Below are 23702 nucleotides of genomic sequence, written 5' to 3'. Positions count from 1 at the left end.
ATGCACTTTGATACGCCAACTCGTCAACGCTGGATGGCAGCACTTGCCCAGTCCACCCCGGAGATGCTGCGGGCGCGGATGCGTACGCTGGGCCTGGCGCCCGACTACGAACATGTCCGCGAGCCGCAAACCGGGCTGGTACAGGTGCAGGCGCGCATGGGCGGCACCGGCGATCGCTTCTTCCCCGGCGACACCACGCTGACCCGCGCCGTCGTGCGCCTGAGCAGCGGCCAGCTCGGCTTTAGCTGGGTGCTCGGGCGCGACAAAGGCCATGCCGAACGCTGCGCCGTGTGCGACGCGTTATTGCAGGAGCCAACCCATTTCCAGACGCTGATGGAAACCCTGATAACCCCGCTGGAAGCGGACCGCGCCGCGCGCATTGCAGCGCGTCTGGCCGAAGTCAACGCCAGCCGGGTCGACTTTTTCACCCTGGTTCGCGGAGATAACGCATGACCTTACAACCCGCTTTCGCATCGGCGGTTCACGATGCTCAACACTGTTTTCGCCGTCTGTTAAAAGCCATGAGCGAGCCGGGCGTCATCGTCTCGTTGCCGCATCTGAAACATGGCTGGCCGCCGCTTAACCCTGCATCCACCAGCGTATTACTGACGCTGGCCGATAACGACACGCCGATCTGGCTTTCTGCTGCCGTCGACAACGATCTGGTGCGCCAGAACCTGCGTTTTCACACCAATGCGCCGCTGGTTGACCAGCCGCAACAGTCGCTGTTTGCCGTCGCCGATCACACCCTGAGCGCCGAACAGCTCAGCGCCCTGCCCTGCGGCACGGATATCAGCCCGGAAACCAGCGCCACCTTGATTTTACAACTGCCGTCACTGAGCGGCGGCCGCATGCTGCGCCTGACCGGCCCCGGCATTCTGGAGGAGCGCATGATTGCGCCGCTGCTGCCGGAGTGCATCACCGACGAATTTACCGACCGTCCGCACTCGTTCCCCACAGGCATCGATGTGATCCTGACCTGCGGTGAACGCGCGCTGGCGATACCACGAACCACACTGGTGGAGGTGTTCTGATGTACGTTGCTGTCAAAGGGGGTGAAAAGGCGATAGCCGCAGCCCACGCGCTACAAGAACATAAGCGTCGCGGCGACAGCGAGCTTGCGGAGCTGAGCGTTGCACAAATTGCTGAACAGATGCATCTGGCCGTCGATCGCGTGATGACCGAAGGCGGTATTGCCGATCGGGAACTGGCGGCGCTGGCGCTGAAACAGGCAAGCGGCGATAACGTCGAAGCCATCTTTCTGCTGCGCGCCTACCGCACAACGCTGCCGCGCCTGGCCGTCAGCGAACCCATTGACAGCGCGAAGATGCGTTTAGAGCGCCGCATTTCGGCCGTGTATAAAGACATTCCCGGCGGCCAGTTGCTTGGCCCGACTTACGATTACACCCACCGTTTACTCGATTTTGCCCTGCTGGCCGAGGGCGAAACGACATCATTGCCGAAACGCGAAGTACAGCCGGAAACCACGCCGCACGTCTTTGCTCTTCTGGAACAAGAGGGGCTGGCGAAAACCGAACAGGAGAGCGGCGCCGTGCCGGACGATATCACCCGCCAGCCGCCGGTTTACCCCTGTTCCCGCTCTGCACGCCTGCAGCAACTGGCACGCGGCGACGAAGGTTATCTGCTGGCGCTGGCCTACTCCACCCAGCGCGGTTACGGGCGCAATCACCCCTTCGCCGGGGAGATCCGCAGCGGTTATATCGACGTGGAAATTGTGCCCGAAGAGCTGGGTTTTGCGGTGAACGTCGGCGAATTGCTGATCACCGAATGTGAAATGGTCAACGGCTTTATCGCCCCGGAAGAGGACGCGCCGCACTTCACCCGTGGCTACGGGCTGGTGTTCGGCATGGGCGAACGCAAAGCGATGGCGATGGCGCTGATGGATCGCGCCCTGCAAGCCGCCGACTACGGCGAAATGATTAAAAGCCCGGCGCAGGATGAAGAGTTTGTGCTGGCGCATGCTGATAACGTCGAGGCGGCGGGTTTTGTCTCGCACCTCAAACTTCCCCACTACGTCGATTTCCAGGCCGAACTGGACTTGCTCAGACAGCTGCAACAGGAGAGCTCCCGTGGCTAACGCGCTGACCGGTTACAACTTTGCCTTTCTTGATGAGCAAACCAAACGCATGATCCGCCGGGCGCTGCTGAAAGCGGTTGCCATTCCCGGTTACCAGGTGCCGTTTGGCGGGCGCGAAATGCCGATGCCCTACGGTTGGGGTACTGGCGGTATTCAGTTAACCGCCAGCGTCATTGGCGAAGACGATGTGCTGAAAGTGATCGATCAGGGCGCGGATGACACCACCAACGCCGTCTCGATCCGCCAGTTCTTCACCCGCGTTACCGGCGTGGAAACTACCGAACGCACCGCCGACGCGACGCTGATTCAGACCCGTCACCGCATTCCTGAAACGCCGCTGGTTGAAGATCAGATCCTGATTTACCAAGTGCCGATCCCGGAGCCGCTGCGCTTTATTGAACCGCGCGAAACCGAAACCCGCACCATGCACGCGCTGGAAGAGTACGGCGTGATGCAGGTGAAACTGTATGAAGACATTGCGCGCTTCGGCAACTTCACCACCCGCTACGCCTGGCCGGTGAAAGTGAATGGCCGCTACGTGATGGACCCGTCGCCGATCCCGGCGTTTGATAACCCGAAAATGCACTTCATGCCCGCGCTGCAACTGTTTGGCGCCGGGCGTGAAAAACGCATTTACGCCGTTCCGCCGTATACCCAGGTCGAGAGCCTCGACTTTGAGGATTACCCCTTTGCGCCGCAAAAGTGGGATCAGCCCTGCGCCATCTGCGGTTCCACCCACAGTTATCTGGATGAAGTGGTGCTGGATGATACCGGCACGCGCATGTTCGTCTGTTCCGATACCGACTACTGCCGCCAACAGAGCGAGGCTTTACGCAAATGACCCAACCGCTGCTTTCGGTGAATCAACTCTCCCATCTTTACGCGCCAGGTAAAGGGTTTCAGGACGTCTCGTTCGATCTGTGGCCGGGTGAAGTGCTGGGCATTGTCGGCGAATCCGGCTCCGGTAAAACCACCCTGCTGAATGCCATTTCAGCACGGCTGGCGCCGCAGCAAGGGCAGGTTATCTATAACGACCGCGATCTGTACGCCATCAGCGAAGCCGAGCGTCGCCGCCTGCTGCGAACCGAATGGGGCGTGGTACATCAGCATCCGCTGGATGGCCTGCGCCGCCAGGTCTCCGCCGGAGGCAACATCGGCGAACGGCTGATGGCGACCGGCGCGCGGCATTACGGTGATATCCGCGCCTGCGCACAACAGTGGCTGACGGACGTCGAAATCCCACCGTCACGCATTGACGATTTGCCAACCACCTTTTCCGGCGGGATGCAGCAGCGATTGCAAATCGCCCGCAACCTCGTGACGCAGCCAAAACTGGTGTTTATGGATGAACCCACCGGCGGGCTGGATGTGTCGGTACAGGCGCGTTTGCTGGATCTGCTGCGCAGCCTGGTGGTGGAGATGAACCTTGCCGTGGTGATGGTGACCCATGATTTGGGCGTCGCGCGCCTGCTGGCAAACCGTCTGCTGGTCATGAAACAGGGCCTGGTGGTGGAAAGTGGGTTAACCGATCGCGTGCTCGACGATCCGCATCACCCCTATACCCAGTTGCTGGTTTCCTCAGTATTGCAAAATTAAGGAGTCTGCGATGTCTGTTTTGCGTGTGGAAAATGTCAGCAAAACCTTTGTCCTGCACCATCAGAACGGCGTGCGTCTGCCGGTGCTGCGCGACACCTCGCTGGAGGTGAACGCCGGGGAATGCGTGGTGCTGCACGGCCACTCCGGCAGTGGAAAATCGACGCTGCTGCGCTCGCTGTATGCCAACTATTTGCCGGATGCCGGGCATATTCATGTCAAACATGGCGATGAATGGGTCGATTTGGTGCAGGCTCCGGCGCGAAAAGTACTGGACGTGCGTCGTCATACTATCGGCTGGGTCAGCCAGTTTTTACGCGTCATTCCACGCGTCAGCGCGCTGGACGTGGTGATGCAGCCGCTGCTGGAGCTGGGGCTTCCCCGCGATGTCTGCATCGGCAAAGCCAGCCAGTTGCTGACGCGGCTGAATGTGCCGGAACGCTTGTGGCACCTTGCGCCGGCCACGTTCTCCGGCGGCGAGCAGCAGCGCGTCAACATCGCCCGCGGCTTTATTGTTGACTACCCGATTCTACTGCTTGATGAACCGACCGCCTCGCTGGATGCGAAAAACAGCGCCGCCGTCGTTGAACTGATCGCGCAGGCCAAAGCGCGCGGCGCAGCGATTGTCGGCATCTTCCATGACGAGGCCGTGCGCGAAAACGTCGCCGACCGTCTGTTTCCGATGGGAATCTCCGCATGATTATCAACAACGTAAAACTGATCCTTGAAGACGAAGTGGTCGACGGTTCACTGGAAGTGCGCGACGGCGTGATCCGCGCCTTCGCCGAAACCCAAAGCCGTCAGCCAGGCGCTCATGATGGCGACGGTGGCTGGTTGCTGCCGGGACTTATCGAACTGCATACGGACAACCTCGACAAATTCTTCACCCCGCGCCCGAAAGTGGACTGGCCCGCCCACTCCGCGATGAGCAGCCACGACGCGCTGATGGTCGCCAACGGCATCACCACGGTGCTGGATGCGGTCGCCATTGGCGATGTGCGCGACGGCGGCGATCGGCTGGAGAATCTGGAGAAGATGATCAACGCGGTGGAAGATTCGCAAAAACGCGGGCTGAACCGCGCGGAACATCGCCTGCATTTACGCTGCGAACTGCCGCACCACACCACGCTGCCGCTGTTTGAAAAGCTGGTCGGCCGCGAACCGGTCACGCTGGTATCGCTGATGGATCACTCGCCAGGCCAGCGCCAGTACGCCAGCTATGAAAAGTATCGCGACTACTATCAGGGCAAATATCACCTGACCAACGAGCAAATGGATGCGTTTGAACAGGAGCAACTGGCGCTGGCCGCCGAGTGGTCGCAGCCTAACCGGCTGGCGATTGCCGCGCTCTGCCGGACACGTAACCTGCCGCTGGCCAGCCATGATGACGCCACGCGCGAGCATGTGGTGGAATCCCATCAGTTAGGCAGCGTGATCGCCGAATTCCCTACCACCTTTGCCGCCGCGGAAGCCTCGCGCGAGCACGGCCTCAGCGTGCTGATGGGTGCGCCGAATATCGTGCGCGGCGGCTCGCACTCCGGCAATGTGGCGGCGCATAAACTGGCGCAGCTCGGCATGCTGGACATTCTCTCATCGGATTATTATCCCGCCAGCCTGCTGGATGCCGCCTTCCGCATCGCGGCGGATGAGCAGAATGATTTCACCCTGCCGCGCGCTATTCAGCTGGTAACGAAAAATCCGGCGCAGGCGCTCAAGCTTGACGATCGCGGCACCCTCGGAGAAGGGAAACGGGCCGATCTGGTGCTGGTGCACAACAAAGGCGACCACGTCCGCGTCGATCACGTCTGGCGCGAGGGGAAACGGGTGTTCTGATGGGCAGACTGATCTGGTTGATGGGGCCATCCGGTGCCGGAAAAGATACGCTGCTGGCCGCGCTGCGCAGCCGCGAGCATCCCCAGTTGCTGGTGGCGCACCGCTATATCACGCGCCCGGCAGGTTCCGGCAGCGAGAACCATATCGAACTGAGCGAAAAGGAGTTTTTTACCCGCGCCAGGCAGCATCTGTTTACCCTGAGCTGGCACGCCAACGATCTCTACTACGGTATCGGCGCGGAGGTCGATCTCTGGTTACAGGCGGGGTTTGATGTGGTGGTCAACGGCTCGCGCGGGCATCTGCCGCAGGCGCAGGCGCAATACGGCAAGGTGCTGATGCCGGTGTATGTGCAGGTATCGCCAGAGATTTTGCGCCAGCGCCTGGAAAAACGCGGGCGCGAAAGCAGCGCGGAAATTACCGCTCGGCTGGAACGCGCGGCCCGTTACTCGCCGGGAGACTGCCTGACGCTGAACAACGACGGGAGTCTGCTACAGTCAGTAGAAGGATTGATCTCGTTGATACGCGCGCAACAAGGGAAAAGTGCGTAATGCTGCCGGCGCATTCATCGTGCGCCGTTTACGTTAACTCAACCGTTAAAGCGAGGCGCTATGAGCCTGACTCTCACCCTGACCGGCACCGGCGGTGCGCAACTGGTTCCGGTATTCGGCTGCCACTGCGCAGCCTGCTTACGTGCTCGCCAGCAGCCGCAATATCGTCGCCAGCCTTGCAGCGGCGTGGTGCAGTTTAACGACGCGGTGACGCTGCTGGATGCCGGGCTTGCCGATTTGATGGAGCGTTTCCCGGCGGGTCAGTTTCAGCAGATTCTGTTGACGCATTACCATATGGATCATGTGCAGGGGCTGTTTCCGCTGCGCTGGGGCTTAGGCGCGAAAATCCCGGTTTACGGCCCGCCGGATGAACAGGGCTGTGACGATCTGTTTAAACATCCCGGTCTGCTTGATTTCAGCCATACCGTTGAGCCGTTTGTGGTGTTCGATCTGCAAGGATTGCAGGTCACGCCGCTGCCGCTGAACCACTCGAAACTCACCTTTGGTTATCTGTTGGAATCGGCGCACAGCCGGATAGCGTGGCTTTCGGATACTGCCGGTCTGCCGGATAAGACGCTTAAGTTTTTACTCAATAATCGCCCGCAGGTGGTGATCATCGATTGCAGTGAACCGCCCTGCGCAGAGACGCCGAAAAATCATAACGATCTGCGCACCGTTATCGCCCTGAATGAGGTGATTGGCTGCCCGCGCGTCGTGCTAACCCATATCGGGCATCGCTTTGACGTCTGGTTGATGAATAACGCGCTGCCGACGGGGTTTGAGGCGGGTTTTGATGGCATGCGGATTGTACTGGATTAGACCGCACAATATGGATATATTCGTCCCGTTGCTTACCGGCATGGGTTAAGCAGACGCAGCCTGTAAAGAGGTCGTTTGAGGGATAAAGCGTACAGACTCGCACCGATAGGGTTGTGGATAACGCAACCGGGTCTTAAATACCCGCGTGTGACCAATAAATAATTAGCACATCGCGGCTTACAGAGTATGACTTGCCATGAATGTGCTTTTTATTTGTAGCCGCAACCAATGGCGCAGCCCGACCGCTGAGCAGGTGTTTCGTCGCTACCCCGGGGTAAATGCTCGCTCTGCTGGCACACAACGCCATGCGAGAAAAACTGTCTCGCCCGCCATTCTCTCCTGGGCAGACGTCATCTGCGTGATGGAAGAAAAACACAAAAACAGCATCCTTGCCGACTTTAGCCGCCTGGTGCAGCATAAACCTGTTTATGTGCTTGATATTCCGGATCAATACCATTTTATGGACCCGCAATTAGTTACGCTGCTTGAGGATATCGTTCCGGAACGCCTGGGTTTGCGCGTCCCGGCGCTGGCGCGTTAGCGATCGTCGTCCTCTTCCAGCCTGCGTTCTTCGTCATCCAGCTGGCGTCGCTCCCGATCGAGCTGACGCTGGCGTTCATCAAGCTGACGTCGCCTGTCTTCAAGCTGCCGGTAGCGGTTGTCGTAATTCCGGTACTGCTCGTCGTTGCGGCTGCTGCTTTCATCGTCGCGACTGCTGTCAGAGCTGTACGCGTCGCCGATTGCCCGCTGAATATTGCCAATCGCGTCGTCGATAATATCGGCGTGCGCCATCTGACCACTGAGTGAAAGAGCGCCGAATAACAGCGCGGTCGCGTAACGTTTCATAAAGCCAGTCTCAAAGGGTTGACTGGCTGTACGTTAGTGCAGAGCCTGCCTTAGCGGGTAGCGGAGGAATCTCAATTGCGGGCGGAAGGTGGCTGCTTCTCAATTTGCGCAATCGCATCCACGCGTAGCTGATGGCGGCCGCCTTCAAACTCTGCGCCCAGCCAGCTATCGACAATCATTTTCGCCAGCTCAAGCCCAACCACGCGCGAACCGAACGCCAGCACATTGGTGTCGTTATGCTGGCGCGAAAGCTGTGCGGAATAAGGTTCGCTACACACCACCGCGCGGATACCGGGAAATTTATTGGCGGTGATGGAAATGCCAACGCCGGTACCGCAAATCAAAATACCGCCGTCTGCCTCGCCATTCAGTACCGCCTGTGCTACCTCGCTGGCGAAGCGGGGATAATCGGTGCGTGTCGTCGACCATGTGCCTTTATCAATGATTTCAATACCTTTTGCTGACAAATGCGCCAGGATATCCGCCTTCAGGATAAACCCGACATGATCGCAGCCGAACGCAATCTTCTTCATATATCCGCCTGGTTAGTGTGCAAACTTTACGAACCCGGTGAGTTTTGTGATTTTTGACCGGTTCACTGCTGAATAAAACCGCAAAACCACCGGGAACAGCGCCTGTTCTACACGGCTTGAATTCACAAATCAATAGCTTCATGTGCATAAAACCCCATACACTTCAGACATCTCACATTTCACGAATTCAACTAACATGATATTTTTAAAGGAAAAATTAAAATAACAACCAACAAAAACATTACAGAAAACTTCACAATAGATAAAACTTTATGAATTAATTAATTCTGTGAAGTTGTCGACATATTTATGGTTCCGGATGTGGTGATATAGTGTCGTCTTCATTTCAAGGACAAGAGAAAGCGATGAGTCAGACAGAATTCGACCACGGTCTTCCCAACGGCATCGGCCTTGCCCCTTACCTGCGCATGAAGCAGGAAGGGATGACGGAGAACGAAAGCCGCATCGTGGATTGGCTATTAACCCCGGGCAATATCAGCGATGCCTCCGCCATTAAAGATGTCGCGGAGATGCTGACGGTGTCGGAAGCCATGATCGTGAAAGTGTCGAAACTGCTGGGTTTTAGCGGTTTCCGCAATCTGCGCAGCGCGCTGGTGGAGTACTTCTCCCACTCGCAGCAGGTGCTGCCCGCCGAGCTGTCGTTTGACGAAGCGCCGCAGGATGTGGTGAACAAAGTGTTCAATATTACGCTGCGCACCATTATGGAAGGCCAGTCGATCGTCAATGTGGATGAAATCCACCGCGCGGCGCGCTTCTTCTATCAGGCCAAACAGCGCGATCTCTACGGCGTTGGCGGCTCTAACGCCATCTGCGCCGATATTGAACACAAGCTGTTGCGCATCGGGGTTCGCTGCCACGCTTACCAGGACGCGCACATTATGATGATGTCCGCATCGCTGCTTAAAGAGGGCGATGTCGTACTGGTAGTGTCGCATTCCGGACGCACCAGTGATTTAAAAGCGGCCGTTGAGCTGGCGAAAAAAAATGGGGCAAAAATTATTTGTATTACTCACAGCTACCATTCGCCGATTGCCAAAATGGCCGACTTTATTATTTGCTCGCCAGCACCAGAGACCCCTTTATTAGGGCGAAATGCCTCAGCACGAATATTACAATTAACATTACTTGATGCTTTTTTTGTTTCGGTTGCACAACAGAACATTGAACTGGCCACACAGAATATGCAAAAAACCGGTGCCATCGTTGATTTTTTCTCACCGGGCGCATTGAAGTAAAAACAAATACTCATCCCGCCGCAACGGGATGAGTAAAATTACCCTACAATGAGAAGACCACTATGAATAAATATCTGAAATTATTCAGCGGGGCTGCTATCGGCCTGATGATGAGCACCAGCGCATTTGCCGCTGCCGAATACGCCGTCGTCTTAAAAACATTATCCAACCCGTTCTGGGTGGATATGAAAAAAGGTATCGAAGACGAAGCGAAAACTTTGGGTGTCAGTGTGGATATTTTTGCCTCGCCGTCGGAAGGTGATTTTCAGTCGCAATTACAATTATTCGAAGATCTGAGCAATAAAAATTATAAAGGCATTGCCTTTGCCCCACTCTCTTCCGTTAACCTGGTGATGCCGGTCGCCCGCGCCTGGAAAAAAGGCATTTATCTGGTGAACCTCGATGAAAAAATCGATATGGATAACCTGAAAAAAGCCGGCGGGAATGTCGAAGGTTTTATTACCACCGATAACGTTGCGGTCGGCGCAAAAGGCGCAAGCTTTATCATTGAACAACTTGGCGCACAGGGCGGCGAAGTGGCGATTATCGAAGGTAAAGCAGGCAACGCCTCGGGCGAAGCGCGCCGCAACGGCGCCAGCGAGGCGTTTAAGAAAGCCAGCCAGATTAAGCTCGTTGCCAGCCAGCCCGCCGACTGGGACCGTATTAAAGCGCTGGATGTCGCCACCAACGTGCTGCAACGCAACCCGAACCTGAAAGCCTTCTACTGCGCCAACGACACCATGGCGATGGGTGTCGCCCAGGCGGTGGCGAATGCGGGTAAAACCGGCAAAGTGCTGGTCGTCGGCACCGACGGCATTCCGGAAGCGCGCAAAATGGTAGAAGCCGGGCAGATGACCGCCACCGTCGCGCAAAACCCGGCGGATATTGGCGCTTCGGGTCTGAAAATGATGGTTGATGCGGCAAAAACCGGCAACGTTATTCCGCTGGATAAAGCCCCGGAATTCAAGCTGGTCGATTCGATTCTGGTCACTAAGTAAGCCATCAACGCCGGGTGACGCTTGCGCGCATCCGGACTGAAGAGTGTGCAAAGAGGTTACTTATGGTCACGCCATATATCTCGATGGCGGGTATCGGCAAATCCTTTGGCCCGGTCCACGCATTAAAGTCCGTTGATTTAACTATTTATCCTTATGAAATTCATGCGTTATTAGGAGAGAATGGTGCCGGTAAATCAACGTTAATGAAAGTTCTCTCAGGGATTCACGACCCGACCAAAGGCACCATCACTATTAATAACGTTAATTACGACAAACTTGATCATAAACTGGCGGCGCAACTTGGCATCGGTATTATTTATCAGGAACTCAGCGTTATTGATGAATTAACCGTGCTGGAGAATTTATATATTGGCCGCCATATCACTAAAAAGGTGTGCGGCGTCAATATTATCGACTGGCGAGAAATGCGCGTGCGGGCGGCAATGATGTTATTGCGCGTTGGTTTAAAAGTCGATCTCGACACCAAAGTGGCAAATTTATCGATTAGCCACAAGCAGATGCTGGAAATTGCCAAAACATTAATGCTGGATGCCAAAGTTATTATTATGGATGAACCCACCTCTTCGCTGACGAATAAAGAGGTGGATTATCTTTTCCTGATCATGAATCAGTTGCGCAAAGAAGGCACCGCCATTGTTTATATCTCGCATAAGCTGGCGGAAATTCGCCGGATCTGCGATCGCTATACGGTGATGAAAGACGGCAGCAGCGTCTGCAGCGGTATGGTCAGCGACGTGACCAATGACGACATCGTGCGGTTGATGGTCGGGCGCGAACTGCAAAACCGCTTTAATGCGATGAAAGAGAGCACCGGCAATATCGAGCGCGATACGGTGTTTGAGGTGAAAAACGTCACCAGCCGCGACAAGAAAAAAGTCCGTGATATCTCTTTTAGCGTGAACCGCGGCGAGATCCTTGGTTTCGCCGGGCTGGTCGGCTCCGGCCGCACCGAACTGATGAACTGCCTGTTCGGCGTCGATAAGCGCAGCAGCGGTGAAATCCGCCTCAATGGCCGCGCCATTTCCCCACGCTCGCCGCTGGATGCGCTGAAAAAAGGCATGGCGTATATCACCGAAAGCCGCCGCGACAATGGCTTCTTCCCCAATTTCTCGATTGCGCAAAACATGGCGATCAGCACAAGCCTTAAGCGCGGTGGTTATAAAGGCGCAATGGGGCTGTTTAACGAACACGAAGAGCGACGGATTGCTGAAGCGCAGCGCGAGCTGCTGGCGCTGAAGTGCCACTCGGTGGAGCAGAGCATCACCGAGCTTTCCGGCGGTAATCAACAGAAGGTGTTGATCTCCAAATGGCTGTGCTGCGAACCCGAGGTGATCATTTTCGATGAACCGACCCGCGGTATCGACGTCGGCGCGAAGGCCGAGATCTACAAAGTGATGCGCCAGCTATCGGATGACGGAAAAGTCATCCTGATGGTGTCATCCGAGCTTCCCGAAATTATTGCCGTCTGCGACCGCATTGCCGTGTTCTGCGAAGGGCGGCTGACGCAAATCCTGACCAATCGCGACGACATGAGCGAAGAGGAGATTATGGCATGGGCATTACCACACGAGTAAAAAACGAAATGAGCGAGAAAAAGCCCTTCAACTTCGCGCTGTTCTGGGACAAATACGGCACCTTTTTTATCCTCGCGATCATCGTCGCCATCTTCGGCACGATGTCGCCGCAGTACTTCCTCAACACCAACAATATCACGCAGATTTTTGTCCAGAGTTCGGTGACGGTGTTGATCGGCATGGGCGAGTTCTTCGCCATTCTGATCGCCGGGATTGATCTCTCCGTCGGCGCGATCCTTGCCCTCTCCGGCATGGTCACCGCCAAACTGATGCTGGCGGGCGTCGATCCCGTGCTGGCGGCGCTGATCGGCGGCGTGTTGGTGGGCGGCGTGCTGGGGGCGATTAACGGCTGTCTGGTCAACTGGACCGGCCTGCACCCGTTCATTATTACCCTCGGCACCAACGCGATTTTCCGCGGCATTACGCTGGTTATTTCCGACGCCAACTCGGTGTACGGCTTCTCTTTCGACTTTGTGAATTTCTTTGCCGCCAGCGTGGCAGGCATTCCGGTGCCGGTGATCTTCTCACTGCTGGTGGCGCTGCTGCTCTGGTTCCTCACCACACGCATGCGGCTGGGGCGCAATATTTACGCGCTGGGCGGCAATAAAAACTCCGCTTTCTACTCCGGTATCGATGTGAAGTTTCACGTGCTGGTGGTGTTCATTATCTCCGGTGTTTGCGCCGGGCTGGCGGGCGTGGTCTCCACCGCGCGTCTCGGTGCGGCGGAGCCGCTGGCGGGAATGGGGTTTGAAACTTACGCCATCGCCAGCGCCATTATCGGCGGCACCAGCTTCTTCGGCGGTAAGGGGCGTATTTTCTCGGTCGTGATTGGCGGGTTGATTATCGGCACCATCAATAACGGCCTGAATATCCTGCAAGTTCAAACGTATTACCAGCTGGTGGTAATGGGCGGGCTGATTATTGCCGCTGTTGCGCTTGACCGGCTTATCAGCAAGTAAGGAATAAATGATGAAAATCTCCCCCTCCCTGATGTGTATGGATCTGCTCAAGTTTAAAGAACAGATCGAGTTTATCGACAGCCACGCGGACTATTTCCATATCGACATTATGGACGGCCACTTTGTGCCGAACCTGACGCTGTCGCCATTCTTTGTCAGCCAGGTGAAGAAGCTGGCCAGCAAACCGCTGGATTGCCATCTTATGGTGACGCGCCCGCAGGACTATATCGGCCAACTGGCGCGCGCAGGCGCAGACTTTATCACCCTGCACCCGGAAACGATCAACGGCCAGGCGTTTCGCCTGATCGATGAGATCCGCCGCCACGGCATGAAAGTCGGGCTGATCCTCAACCCGGAAACCTCCGTCGAAACGATGAAATACTATATTCATAAGGCGGACAAAGTGACGGTGATGACGGTGGATCCAGGCTTTGCCGGGCAGCCGTTCATTCCGGAAATGCTCGACAAGGTCGCCGAACTGAAAGCCTGGCGCGAACGCGAAGGGCTGAGTTATGAAATCGAGATCGACGGCTCCTGCAACCAGGCCACTTATCAGCGTTTGATGACCGCAGGCGCGGATGTCTTTATCGTCGGCACCTCCGGGTTATTCAACCATGCGGAAAACATCGACGACGCCTGGACGGTGATGACCGAACAGATTCTGGCGGCCAAAAACGAGGTACTGCCTCATGCACGAACCGCATAATCAACTGGTGGCAGGCGTTGATATGGGCGCGACCCATATTCGCTTTTGCCTGCAAAACGCCGCAGGCGAGGTGCTGCATTGTGAAAAGCAGCGCACCGCGGAAGTCATTGCACACGGCGTGGTAAACGGCATTACTGCACTTATCCAGGCGCAGCTCGACGCGCGTAATGCCCGCTGTTACGGGCTGGTCATGGGCTTCCCTGCGCTGGTCGGCAAAGATAAACGCACCATTATCTCCACGCCCAATTTACCGCTGACACCGGGTGAACTGAGCGGGCTGGCCGGGCAACTGGAAAAGGCGCTGGGCTGCCCGGTGGAGTTTTCCCGTGATGTGAACCTGCAGCTCTCTTTTGATGTGCAGGAGCATCACCTCACGCAGCAGCAGGTGTTAGCGGCCTATCTCGGCACCGGCATGGGTTTCGCCATCTGGCTGAACGGTGCGCCGTGGACAGGCGCGCACGGCGTGGCGGGCGAACTGGGGCATATTCCGCAGGGCGACAGGCAACTGCGCTGCGGCTGCGGGAATGCGGGTTGTCTGGAAACGGTCTGCTCCGGCCTTGCGCTGCGCCGCTGGTATGAACAGCAGCCGCGCGATTACGATCTTGGCGACCTGTTTATCCATGCGGCACAGGATCCTTTTGTCATCGATCTGCTGGATCACGCCGCGCGCGCCATCGCCACCAGCATTAACCTGTTCGATCCCGATGCGGTGATCCTCGGCGGCGGCGTCATGGATATGCCCGCGTTTCCGCGCGAAGCGTTGATCGCGGCGATCCGCACGTATCTGCGTAAACCATTACCGTGGGAAGCGGTGCGTTTTCTGGCTGCCTCATCATCGGCGTTTAATGGTGCACAGGGCGCGGCAACGCTCGCCCGCAGCCGTTTTACGCCGCAATCCGTCGCAGCGCCTGCGCAAGTTCTGCACGGGTAAAGGGTTTACGCAGCAGTTCCACGTCCGGCAGCGCAGGGTTGTGCGCCGGGCGCAGATCCTGGCCGCTGATGAGCAGCATCGGCAGATGCGGATGGTGCTGGCGCGCCTGGTGAATCACTTCCGCACCGCTGAGCGCACCCGGCAGCATTAAATCACTGACCAGCGCGCCAATCTCCGTCGAAGCAGCCAGTAACTGCAACGCCTGCTCACCGGTTTCCGCTTCCAGCGTCAGATAGCCCAGCTCGTGCAACTGTTCGCATAATGTCTGGCGCACATCGGCCTCATCTTCCAGCACCAGAATCAGCGTGTCGCTGCTATCGCGCGCCTGCGCGGCATCCGGCGCGCGGCTTTCCACCGCTTGCACCGCTGCGCGCGGCAGTTGCAGACGCACGGTGGTGCCCTGTCCCGGCGCGCTCTCAATCTCTACCCGTCCACCGGACTGGCGAACAAAACCATACACCATCGACAAGCCCAGCCCGCTGCCGCTGCCGGTCTGTTTGGTGGTGAAAAAGGGTTCGAACACCTGCGCTTTGACCTCCTGCGACATACCGCAGCCGCGATCGATCACCTCCAGCGCCACCATATCCTGGCGGCGTCCATCGCTGCGGGTGACGCGCTGGTTCCAGGTGCGGATTTTAATGGTACCGCTCTCGCCCTCCATCGCATCGCGGGCATTCATCACCAGATTGATGATGGCATTTTCCAGTTGCCCAACATCTATCCACGCGGGCCATGCCGGGCTTTGCGCTTCGATCTCCAGCGTCAGCGTGCCGGGTAACGAGTGGCGCATAAGTTCGCCGAGATTCTCCAGCAGCGGCTGCATTTCCACAGCATGGGGATGCAGCGACTGCTTGCGGGAAAAGGCCAGCAGCCGCTGGGTCAGCAACGCGCCGCGCTCGGCGGCTTTCAGCGCCCGCGAGATACGCGGCGCATCCGGCGAGCCGGGCGTCACCAGCTCAAGGCTGCCGATAATCACCGCCAGCAAATTATTGAAATCGTGCGCCAGCCCGCCGGTCAGTTGGCCGACGGCTTTCATCTTCTGGCTATGCAGCAGCGCCTCTTCCAGACCTTTACGCTCCGTGCGATCCAGCACCACGTTAACCATGCCGCGCCCCGGCACAGGGCTAAAACGCAGTTCAATGGTGCGGTTGTCCGCCAGCCGTAATTCCTGCGGTTTGGGCAGCGGGCGGGCCAGATTCTCCTGCACGTGGCCGGGGAGATCGCTCACCTGCTGCAACAGGCTCTGATAGTGCTGGCCGCGCTGCAATGACTCTGCCGTCAGCCCCAGCAGCAACGGATATTGCGGGTTCCACACCACCAGGCAACCCCGGTTATCGAACAGCGCAAAGCCGTCGCGCATCGCGTGGAAGGTGGTTTCCAGCTGTGTGCTTTTCTCTTTCAGCAATTTAGAGGTGTGTTCCAGCGAAGCGGTATTGCGGGCAAACACGTTAAACGCACGCGCCAGTTCGCCCAGCTCATCGCGCCGTTGCAGCGCCGGAACCGACACGTCCTGCTCGCCGCGCGCCAGCCGCGACATGGCGCGCGAAATGGCCGTCAGATTCGAGCCCAGATTGCGGTAGATATACCACCCGGCAAAGCCGGTGATCACCAGCGCCAGCAAGGCGAAGACGCTGATAAACAGAATGATCGAGCGCATTTCCTCATGGCTTTGCGCCGTGCGCAATTCCGATGCCTGCGCCACCTGCGCGACGTACTGGTTGATGTCGCTGTTGAGCAGCGCCACCAGCGCTTTGATATGAAACATCGACCAGCTAATCGCCAGATCGCTCTCTTCCAGCCGGAGCGACAGCGGCCCCAGCTTGCGCAGCTCGGCGCTGAAATCCGGCAGGATAAAATCCACCGTCGGGCTGGCGGCGCGCAGCGGCAACTGCCCCATGATGTCGGAGATCTGTTTGATTGTCGGCCGGGGAGACGGCGTCTGAATGGCGGCGATGATCAGCCGGTCCATCTCGGCGAGCAGGCGGTTATCCGGAATGTTGCTCGCTTCCCGGGCGGTGATCGCCTGTAAATGGCGCAAATAACTTTGGTTCTGGTACAGCGAACTGAGCAGCGCATTACGCTCCAGATGCCGCTGTTGTCCGCGTTGCAGCATCACGGTGACGCTTTGCTGCAATTCGTGGCTGCGGCGGGTGATCTGCGCCACCAGTTGCGGTTCCTGCTGCGCCAGCGGCGCGCGGGCAAGCTGGCTGAGCGAGTGTTGCAACGCGCTCTGCGTCGCTTTCAGGCGTTCGGCTTCGCCCTGATACTCCAGTGCTCCCACCACTTGCGACAACCGCACGGCCGCCGTGGCGACGCTGGCGGTATCGCGCGCCAGATTCATGCTGCCGGTCATGTCGTCCAGCGTCTGCTGCTGCGCCAGTTCCTGAATCTGGCTGGCGTGACGAAATCCCAGCACCGCGACGCCGCAGACCATTAAAGTGACCGCCACCACCAGTAAATTGAAGAACAGCAGACGCCCGCGAGCGCTGGTGAAAAACGGGTTCGCGCGATACGACATAGTGGCTCCGGTGCAATGTTGACCCTGACGCAGGGCGGCAGGAAACGGTTTCCAGGTAACTATGACAAATATGAACAGAACCTGACATTGTGCATTTACTAACGTGTGATGAAGTGCGGATATCGTTCCTCCGAGGAAGCCCGCTGATGAGCAACACGCCCGTACTGGAGATGCGCAACATTGCCAAAGCGTTTGGCAAATTTTACGCCCTCAAAGGGGTCGATCTGACGGTCTGGCCCGGCGAGATCCATGCGCTGATGGGGGAAAACGGCGCGGGGAAAAGCACACTGATGAAGATCCTTGCCGGTGCCTATAGCGCCACCAGCGGCGAGATCCTGATTGACGGCCAGCCTTACGCCATCAAAAGCCCCAAAGATGCGCTCGCCGCCGGTATCACGCTGATTTACCAGGAGATGCAGTTAGCGCCGAACCTGACCGTAGCGGAAAACATCTTTCTTGGCAGCGAAATCGCCCGCGGCGGGCTGGTGCAGCGCAAAGAGATGGTGGCGCAGGCGCAGGCGGTGATTGACCGTCTTGGCGCCAATTTCAACGCCACCGATCGGGTGATGAAACTGACGATCGCCGAGCAGCAGCAGGTGGAGATCGCCCGCGCTTTACACCGCAACAGCCGCATTCTGGTAATGGATGAACCCACCGCCGCCCTCTCCTCACGCGAAACGCACCGCCTGTTCGAACTGATCCTGCGCCTGCGCGATGAAGGAATGGCGATTATCTACATTAGCCACCGCATGGCGGAAGTGTATGAACTCTCCGATCGCGTCAGCGTCCTGCGCGACGGCCAGTATGTCGGCAGCCTGACGCGCGACAAACTCAATGCCTCTGAACTGGTGCGCATGATGGTCGGGCGGCCGTTAAGCGACCTGTTTAACAAAGAGCGCGATATCCCGCTTGGCAACCCGCGTCTGAGCGTTCACCACCTGACGGACGGCGAGAAAATCCAGCCGGTCAGCTTGCAGGTGCGTGCCGGGGAGATCGTCGGCCTTGCCGGGCTGGTCGGTGCCGGGCGATCCGAACTGGCGCAGCTGATCTTCGGCGTACGCAAAGCCACCGGCGGCATGATCGAAGTGGACGGCGAACCGGTGGTGATCCACTCGCCGCGCGCCGCCATCGATTTGGGCATCGGTTTCCTGACCGAAAACCGCAAAGAGCAGGGCCTGTTTCTGGAGCTGGCGGCGCAGGAAAACATCACCATGGCGACGCTGGAGCGCGATGCGGCCTGGGGGATGCTGGATCGTAAAAAAGCGCAGTCGATCTCCGATGACGCCATCAAATTACTCAATATCCGCGTGCCGCACGCACAGGTGCGGGCAGGCGGCTTATCCGGCGGCAACCAGCAAAAGTTACTGATCTCCCGCTGGGTGGCGATCGGCCCGCGCATTCTGATCCTCGATGAGCCCACGCGCGGCGTGGATGTCGGCGCCAAAAGCGAGATCTACCGGATCATGAACCAGATGGCGCGCAAAGGCGTGGCGATCCTGATGATCTCCAGCGAGCTGCCGGAAGTGGTCGGCATGAGCGATCGCGTGTATGTGATGCGCGAAGGCAGCATTGTCGGCGAGTTGCAACAGCATGAAATCACCCAGGAAAACATTATGACGCTGGCCACCGGCGTTAACGAATCCCACCACCAGGCGGTACACCATGACTGATGCTAAAGAGAACGCAGCGAAAAGCCCTTCCGCCAAAAAGATGTTGATGGGCGATCTGATGCAAACCGTCGGCATTTTGCCGATTCTCATCCTGATCGTCGCGGTTTTTGGCTTTATCGCGCCAAACTTTTTTACCGAAAGCAACCTGCTGAATATTACCCGCCAGGCGTCGATCAACATCGTGCTGGCGGCGGGAATGACCTTCATCATTCTGACCGGCGGCATTGATCTCTCTGTGGGTTCGATTCTCGGCACCACGGCGGTCGCGGCGATGGTGGTTTCGCTGATGCCCGAACTGGCCCTGCTCTCTGTCCCGGCGGCGCTGATGCTCGGCCTGGTGCTCGGCCTGTTCAATGGCGCTCTGGTGGCGTTTGCCGGTTTGCCGCCGTTTATTGTCACGCTCGGCACCTATACCGCGCTGCGCGGCGTGGCCTATCTGCTGGCGGACGGCACCACGGTGATTAACTCCGATATCAGTTTTGAGTGGGTCGGCAACAACTATCTTGGCCCGATACCGTGGCTGGTGGTGATTGCACTGGCGGTGATTGTGCTGTGCTGGTTTATTCTGCGCCGCACGACGCTGGGCGTTCATATCTACGCGGTGGGCGGCAATATGCAGGCGGCGCGCCTGACCGGCATTAAAGTCTGGCTGGTGCTGCTGTTCGTCTACGGCATGAGCGGCTTGCTATCCGGCCTTGGCGGCGTGATGAGCGCCTCGCGGCTCTACAGCGCCAACGGCAACCTCGGCACCGGCTATGAGCTGGATGCCATTGCCGCGGTGATCCTTGGCGGCACCAGTTTTGTCGGCGGTATAGGCACCATTACCGGCACGCTGGTTGGCGCACTGATTATCGCCACCCTTAACAACGGCATGACGCTGATGGGCGTCTCCTACTTCTGGCAATTGGTGATCAAAGGGGCGGTGATCATCATAGCGGTGCTGATCGACAAATACCGTACCCGGCATCATCAGGCAGCATAACAATACCCTACAAAACAGTAACATAAGTGAGGATTACAGCATGCGTCTTAAACCTCTTGTCACGGCGCTCTGCGCCGCTGCTCTGCTAACCAGCGCGCCGTTTGCGCAGGCCAAAGATCTGAAGTCCATCGGCGTTACGGTGGGCGATCTGGCGAACCCCTTCTTCGTGCAGATCACCAAAGGCGCGGAGCTGGAAGCGCGCAAACTGGCGGGCGATAACGTCAAAGTGACGCTGGTCTCCAGCGGTTACGATCTGGGCCAGCAGGTCGCGCAGATCGATAACTTTATCGCCGCCAAAGTGGACATGATCATCCTCAACGCCGCGGATTCCAAGGGCATCGGCCCGGCGGTGAAACGGGCAAAAGAGGCCGGGATTGTGGTGGTGGCGGTTGACGTGGCAGCAGAAGGCGCCGACGCCACCATTACCTCCGATAACACCCAGGCGGGGGAAATGGCCTGTAAGTACATTACCGACCGCCTGAAAGGCAAAGGCAATGTGGTGATCATCAACGGACCGCCGGTCTCTGCGGTGCAAAACCGTGTCGAAGGCTGCCAGACCGAGTTTAAGCGCCACCCGGATATCAAAGTGCTCTCGGATAACCAGAACGCGAAAGGCAGCCGCGAAGGCGGGCTGGAAGTGATGACCTCGCTGCTTGCCGCCAACCCGAAAATCGACGGTGTCTTTGCGATTAACGATCCGACGGCTATCGGTGCCGATCTGGCCGCCAAACAGGCGCAGCGTCACGAGTTCTTTATTGTTGGCGTCGACGGAAGCCCGGATGGCGAAGAGGCGTTAAAACGCAAAAACTCGCTGTTTGTCGCCACTCCGGCGCAGGATCCGCAAGTGATGGCCGCCCGCGCGGTGGAGATCGGCTACGACATTCTGCAAGGCAAGCCTGCGCCAACCGCGCCGGTGCTGATCCCGGTGACGATGATCGATAAACAGAACGTCGGCAGCTACAAAGGCTGGACGGTGAAATAGAATTTTCCCCCGCTGTATCCGGCGGGGGATCTTCTCTGGAGGTGAAATGAAACGCTCCGCCATTAATGAAATTCTCGGCCACACGCGGCAGTTTTTCTCAATGCACGATGTCCATTTGCCCCCTTTCGCCAGCTTCCCGCCAACCAAATGGCGACAGCTCGATCGCGCGGCGTGGTGTGAAGTGTTCGATCTGAAACTGGGATGGGATGTCACCGCGTTTGGCGGCGACGATTTCTTTACCCAGGGATTAACGCTGTTCACTCTGCGTAACGGCTCGCCCAACGGCACGCCGTATGAAAAATGTTATGCGGAAAAGATCATGCACGTGCGCGATGGCCAGCTTACGCCGATGCATTTTCACTGGCGCAAGCGCGAGGACATCATTAATCGCGGCGGCGGTAATCTGATTATTGAACTGTGGAACGCCGGCGCGCATGAAGAGACGATTGCCTCCGACGTTACCGTGGTCATTGATGGCTGCCTCCAGACCCATGCGGCGGGCAGCCAGTTGCGCCTCTCACCAGGGGAAAGTATTTGCCTGACGCCGGGGCTGTATCACAGCTTCTGGGGCGAACCGGGCTTTGGCGATGTGCTGGTTGGCGAAGTGTCGTCGGTGAATGACGATGATCACGACAACCACTTCCTGCACCCCGTCGATCGCTTTACCACTATTCAGGAAGACGAACCGGCACTGCTGGCGCTGTGTAACGAATATCATCTGTTTCTTGGCTAAAGGAGGATGCTATGCCTTTGATTTCACTCGCCGACGGTCTGGCGCACGCCCGTGAACACCGCTATGCGCTGGGTGCGTTTAACGTGCTCGACTCGCACTTTTTACGCGCGCTGTTTGCCGCCGCAAAGCAGGAACGCTCGCCCTTTATCATCAACATCGCCGAAGTCCATTTTAAATATGTCTCGCTGGAGTCGCTGGTCGAAGCGGTGAAGTTCGAAGCCGCGCGCCATGACATCCCGGTGGTGTTGAACCTCGATCACGGGCTGCATTTTGAATCGGTGGTGCGCGCGCTGCGCCTCGGTTTCAGCTCGGTGATGTTTGACGGTTCCGTGCTGGAGTATGAAGACAATATTCGCCAGACGCGGGAAGTGGTGAAGATGTGCCATGCGGTCGGCGTGTCGGTGGAAGCGGAGCTGGGCGCGGTTGGCGGCGATGAGGGCGGCGCGCTGTATGGCCATGCCGACGAAGCCTGCTTTACCGACCCGGCGCGGGCGCGGGATTTTGTCGACCGAACCGGCATCGACACGCTGGCGGTCGCCATCGGCAATGCCCACGGCAAATACAAAGGCGAACCGAAGCTGGATTTTGAGCGCCTGGACGCCATTCGCCAGCAGACCGGGCTGCCGCTGGTGCTGCACGGCGGTTCCGGCATCAGCGATGCGGATTTCCGCCGCGCCATTTCGCTGGGTATCCATAAAATCAATTTCTACACTGGCATGTCACAGGCTGCGCTCGGCGCCATTGAGCAGCGCATGGCGGATCGCCAGCCGCTGTACGATGAGTTCGCCCAGCTACTGCTGAGCGTCGAAGAAGCCATCACCGATACGGTCGCCACACAGATGCGCATTTTCGGCAGCGCGGGGCAACTCTGATGGCGCGCAACGGCGTTATCGCCGCTGGCAATATGCTGGTCGATCATGTTCACCAGATCGTGCAGTGGCCGGAGCGCGGCTGGCTGGCGGAGATCACCCAGAGCGAGCGCTCAACGGGCGGTGCGCCGCTGAATGTGCTGCTGACGCTGGCAAAGTTGCACGTGGGTATGCCGTTGCAGGCGGTGGGATTAGTGGGCGAAGACAACGACGGCGATTACATTATGGCGATGCTGGATCAGTACCACGTCAATCGTCAGGCGGTGCAGCGCACTTCTTCTGCGCCCACCTCAATGTCGCAGGTGATGACCGATCCTTCCGGGCAGCGCACCTTTTTCCACTCGCCCGGCGCGAACCGTCTGCTGGATTTATCGGCGTTTGAGCAGCTGGACGGCAGCATGAAGATTTTCCATCTCGGCTACCTCTTGCTCCTTGATAGCCTCGATTTGCCGGACGAAAAGTACGGAACACGCAGCGCGCGGCTGCTGGCGCAGATGCGCGAGCAGGGTTTTCTCACCTCGCTGGATTTGGTGTCGCGCAAGGGCGATCCTCGCTACCAGCCGCTGGTGCTGCCGTGCCTGAAGCACCTTGATTTTCTGGTGATTAACGAGCTGGAAGCCGGGGAATTTAGCGGGCTGCCCATGCGCACCGAAACCGATGAACCGCATATTGAGCATATCGCTGCCGCCGCCGCGCAACTGCTGGCCGCCGGTGTACGCCAGCGGGTGGTGATCCACTGCCCGGAAGGCGCATGGGGCGAAGCGGCAGATCGGGCCGGGGCGTGGATCCCATCGCGCATGTTAAGCCAGTCGGAGATTATCGGCAGTGTCGGCGCGGGCGATGCTTTTTGCGCCGGTTTTTTATACGGCTGCCACGAAGAGTGGCCGCTGCAAAAGAGCATTCAACTGGCGCATGCCTGCGCGCGCGCCAGCCTGCTGTGCGCCAATGCGATCGACGGCGCGAAGACGCTGGAGGCGTTGCAGCAGGAGATCGAGGATTCGCAGTAGCAATAGGGGTTTGTGGGGATAAGGAGCTATTCGGCGAGTGCCGGATCATATATTGATTGTCGGGCATTTTGCCGGATGGCGGCTGCGCCTTATCCGGCCTACGGTTCAGACCTCTTTGTCGACACGCTAAACACGTAGGCCCGGTAAGCGTCAGCGCCACCGGGCATTGCCCGGCTGCGCCTTATCCGGCGTACGGTTCAGACCTCTTTGTCAACCCGCTAAACAC

At 58.0% G+C, this 23702-nt stretch carries 25 protein-coding genes; 22 read left to right on the top strand and 3 right to left on the bottom strand.

The genetic code is table 11. The features are described from left to right. The 10 genes from phnG (at position 1) to C0557_RS00625 (ending at position 7432) form a co-directional block, all read left to right on the top strand. On the top strand, positions 1-453 hold the full coding sequence (phnG, locus tag C0557_RS00670; RefSeq protein WP_043955565.1) for a phosphonate C-P lyase system protein PhnG: 453 nt from the start codon (positions 1-3) through the stop codon (positions 451-453). After that, entirely contained in the window at positions 450-1034 is a 585-nt protein-coding gene (gene phnH, locus C0557_RS00665; RefSeq protein ID WP_074780317.1) for a phosphonate C-P lyase system protein PhnH, read from the top strand. Before phnG ends, phnH begins: the two co-directional genes overlap by 4 nt. Further along, positions 1034-2098 carry a carbon-phosphorus lyase complex subunit PhnI gene (locus C0557_RS00660; RefSeq protein WP_208657151.1) on the top strand — a complete coding sequence of 355 codons (1065 nt, stop codon included), beginning with the start codon at positions 1034-1036 and terminating at the stop codon, positions 2096-2098. The genes phnH and C0557_RS00660 overlap by 1 nt, the downstream gene beginning before the upstream one ends. Further along, positions 2091-2939 (top strand): alpha-D-ribose 1-methylphosphonate 5-phosphate C-P-lyase PhnJ, encoded by an 849-nt coding sequence (locus C0557_RS00655; RefSeq protein ID WP_007372524.1) that lies wholly within the window; start codon positions 2091-2093, stop codon positions 2937-2939. The genes C0557_RS00660 and C0557_RS00655 overlap by 8 nt, the downstream gene beginning before the upstream one ends. Continuing rightward, a complete protein-coding gene (gene phnK / locus C0557_RS00650) occupies positions 2936-3694 on the top strand; it encodes a phosphonate C-P lyase system protein PhnK (protein ID WP_208657150.1) in 759 nt (252 codons plus the stop codon). Before C0557_RS00655 ends, phnK begins: the two co-directional genes overlap by 4 nt. A 10-nt stretch (positions 3695-3704) precedes the next feature. Next, positions 3705-4391: a phosphonate C-P lyase system protein PhnL gene (phnL, locus tag C0557_RS00645; protein WP_043955572.1), complete on the top strand. Its 687-nt coding sequence runs from the start codon at positions 3705-3707 to the stop codon at positions 4389-4391. Beyond that, positions 4388-5524: an alpha-D-ribose 1-methylphosphonate 5-triphosphate diphosphatase gene (gene phnM / locus C0557_RS00640; RefSeq protein ID WP_208657149.1), complete on the top strand. Its 1137-nt coding sequence runs from the start codon at positions 4388-4390 to the stop codon at positions 5522-5524. The genes phnL and phnM overlap by 4 nt, the downstream gene beginning before the upstream one ends. Next, entirely contained in the window at positions 5521-6072 is a 552-nt protein-coding gene (gene phnN / locus C0557_RS00635; RefSeq protein WP_253073821.1) for a ribose 1,5-bisphosphokinase, read from the top strand. The genes phnM and phnN overlap by 4 nt, the downstream gene beginning before the upstream one ends. Before the next feature lie 60 nt (positions 6073-6132). Then, positions 6133-6891 carry a phosphonate metabolism protein PhnP gene (phnP, locus tag C0557_RS00630; RefSeq protein WP_208657147.1) on the top strand — a complete coding sequence of 253 codons (759 nt, stop codon included), beginning with the start codon at positions 6133-6135 and terminating at the stop codon, positions 6889-6891. 196 nt (positions 6892-7087) lie between these two features. Continuing rightward, positions 7088-7432, top strand: a complete 345-nt coding sequence (locus C0557_RS00625; RefSeq protein ID WP_074780307.1) for a low molecular weight protein tyrosine phosphatase family protein — start codon at positions 7088-7090, stop codon at positions 7430-7432. Here C0557_RS00625 and yjdP read toward each other — a convergent pair. Beyond that, the gene (gene yjdP, locus C0557_RS00620; RefSeq protein ID WP_208657146.1) at positions 7429-7737 is read right to left on the bottom strand and encodes a DDRRRQL repeat protein YjdP; all 309 of its coding nucleotides are present in this window, start codon (positions 7735-7737) and stop codon (positions 7429-7431) included. The genes C0557_RS00625 and yjdP overlap by 4 nt on opposite strands. Positions 7738-7808: 71 nt before the next feature. After that, the gene (gene rpiB, locus C0557_RS00615; RefSeq protein WP_208657145.1) at positions 7809-8270 is read right to left on the bottom strand and encodes a bifunctional allose-6-phosphate isomerase/ribose-5-phosphate isomerase RpiB; all 462 of its coding nucleotides are present in this window, start codon (positions 8268-8270) and stop codon (positions 7809-7811) included. A 365-nt stretch (positions 8271-8635) separates the two neighbouring features. On the opposite strand from rpiB, the gene alsR reads away from it, so the two are divergent. From alsR to alsK, 6 genes are all read left to right on the top strand, one after another. Next, a complete protein-coding gene (alsR, locus tag C0557_RS00610; protein ID WP_064568752.1) occupies positions 8636-9526 on the top strand; it encodes a D-allose utilization transcriptional regulator AlsR in 891 nt (296 codons plus the stop codon). A gap of 62 nt (positions 9527-9588) precedes the next feature. Next, complete coding sequence (gene alsB, locus C0557_RS00605) at positions 9589-10524, top strand: D-allose transporter substrate-binding protein (RefSeq protein ID WP_208657144.1); 936 nt, start codon at positions 9589-9591, stop codon at positions 10522-10524. Positions 10525-10586: 62 nt separating this feature from the next. After that, positions 10587-12119 carry a D-allose ABC transporter ATP-binding protein AlsA gene (alsA, locus tag C0557_RS00600; RefSeq protein ID WP_208657143.1) on the top strand — a complete coding sequence of 511 codons (1533 nt, stop codon included), beginning with the start codon at positions 10587-10589 and terminating at the stop codon, positions 12117-12119. Then, positions 12098-13078, top strand: a complete 981-nt coding sequence (gene alsC, locus C0557_RS00595; RefSeq protein ID WP_208657142.1) for a D-allose ABC transporter permease — start codon at positions 12098-12100, stop codon at positions 13076-13078. The genes alsA and alsC overlap by 22 nt, the downstream gene beginning before the upstream one ends. A gap of 10 nt (positions 13079-13088) precedes the next feature. Further along, positions 13089-13784 carry a D-allulose 6-phosphate 3-epimerase gene (gene alsE / locus C0557_RS00590; RefSeq protein ID WP_043955589.1) on the top strand — a complete coding sequence of 232 codons (696 nt, stop codon included), beginning with the start codon at positions 13089-13091 and terminating at the stop codon, positions 13782-13784. Beyond that, the gene (alsK, locus tag C0557_RS00585; protein WP_208657141.1) at positions 13768-14715 is read left to right on the top strand and encodes an allose kinase; all 948 of its coding nucleotides are present in this window, start codon (positions 13768-13770) and stop codon (positions 14713-14715) included. The genes alsE and alsK overlap by 17 nt, the downstream gene beginning before the upstream one ends. On the opposite strand, the gene C0557_RS00580 is transcribed toward alsK, so the two are convergent. After that, a complete protein-coding gene (locus C0557_RS00580; RefSeq protein ID WP_208657140.1) occupies positions 14669-17233 on the bottom strand; it encodes an ATP-binding protein in 2565 nt (854 codons plus the stop codon). The genes alsK and C0557_RS00580 overlap by 47 nt on opposite strands. Before the next feature lie 146 nt (positions 17234-17379). Between C0557_RS00580 and C0557_RS00575 the strand changes: the two genes are divergently transcribed. Genes C0557_RS00575 through C0557_RS00550 form a run of 6 tightly spaced genes read left to right on the top strand, consistent with a single transcriptional unit; the run spans position 17380 to position 23476 of the window. Beyond that, a complete protein-coding gene (locus C0557_RS00575) occupies positions 17380-18903 on the top strand; it encodes a sugar ABC transporter ATP-binding protein (RefSeq protein ID WP_208657139.1) in 1524 nt (507 codons plus the stop codon). Further along, complete coding sequence (locus C0557_RS00570) at positions 18896-19885, top strand: ribose ABC transporter permease (RefSeq protein WP_208657138.1); 990 nt, start codon at positions 18896-18898, stop codon at positions 19883-19885. The genes C0557_RS00575 and C0557_RS00570 overlap by 8 nt, the downstream gene beginning before the upstream one ends. Before the next feature lie 40 nt (positions 19886-19925). Further along, positions 19926-20867: an ABC transporter substrate-binding protein gene (locus C0557_RS00565; RefSeq protein WP_007372506.1), complete on the top strand. Its 942-nt coding sequence runs from the start codon at positions 19926-19928 to the stop codon at positions 20865-20867. A 46-nt stretch (positions 20868-20913) separates the two neighbouring features. Then, positions 20914-21600: a D-lyxose/D-mannose family sugar isomerase gene (locus C0557_RS00560; protein WP_208657137.1), complete on the top strand. Its 687-nt coding sequence runs from the start codon at positions 20914-20916 to the stop codon at positions 21598-21600. An 11-nt stretch (positions 21601-21611) separates the two neighbouring features. Next, positions 21612-22472, top strand: coding sequence for a ketose 1,6-bisphosphate aldolase (locus C0557_RS00555; RefSeq protein ID WP_074780290.1), 861 nt, complete (start codon positions 21612-21614; stop codon positions 22470-22472). After that, positions 22472-23476, top strand: a complete 1005-nt coding sequence (locus C0557_RS00550) for a carbohydrate kinase family protein (RefSeq protein WP_208657136.1) — start codon at positions 22472-22474, stop codon at positions 23474-23476. The genes C0557_RS00555 and C0557_RS00550 overlap by 1 nt, the downstream gene beginning before the upstream one ends. Positions 23477-23702: the final 226 nt, after the last annotated feature.

The organism is Kosakonia sp. MUSA4 (genome assembly GCF_013085925.1).
Taxonomy (GTDB): Bacteria; Pseudomonadota; Gammaproteobacteria; order Enterobacterales; family Enterobacteriaceae; genus Kosakonia; species Kosakonia sacchari_B.
This window is presented reverse-complemented; position numbering and strand designations above follow the sequence as displayed.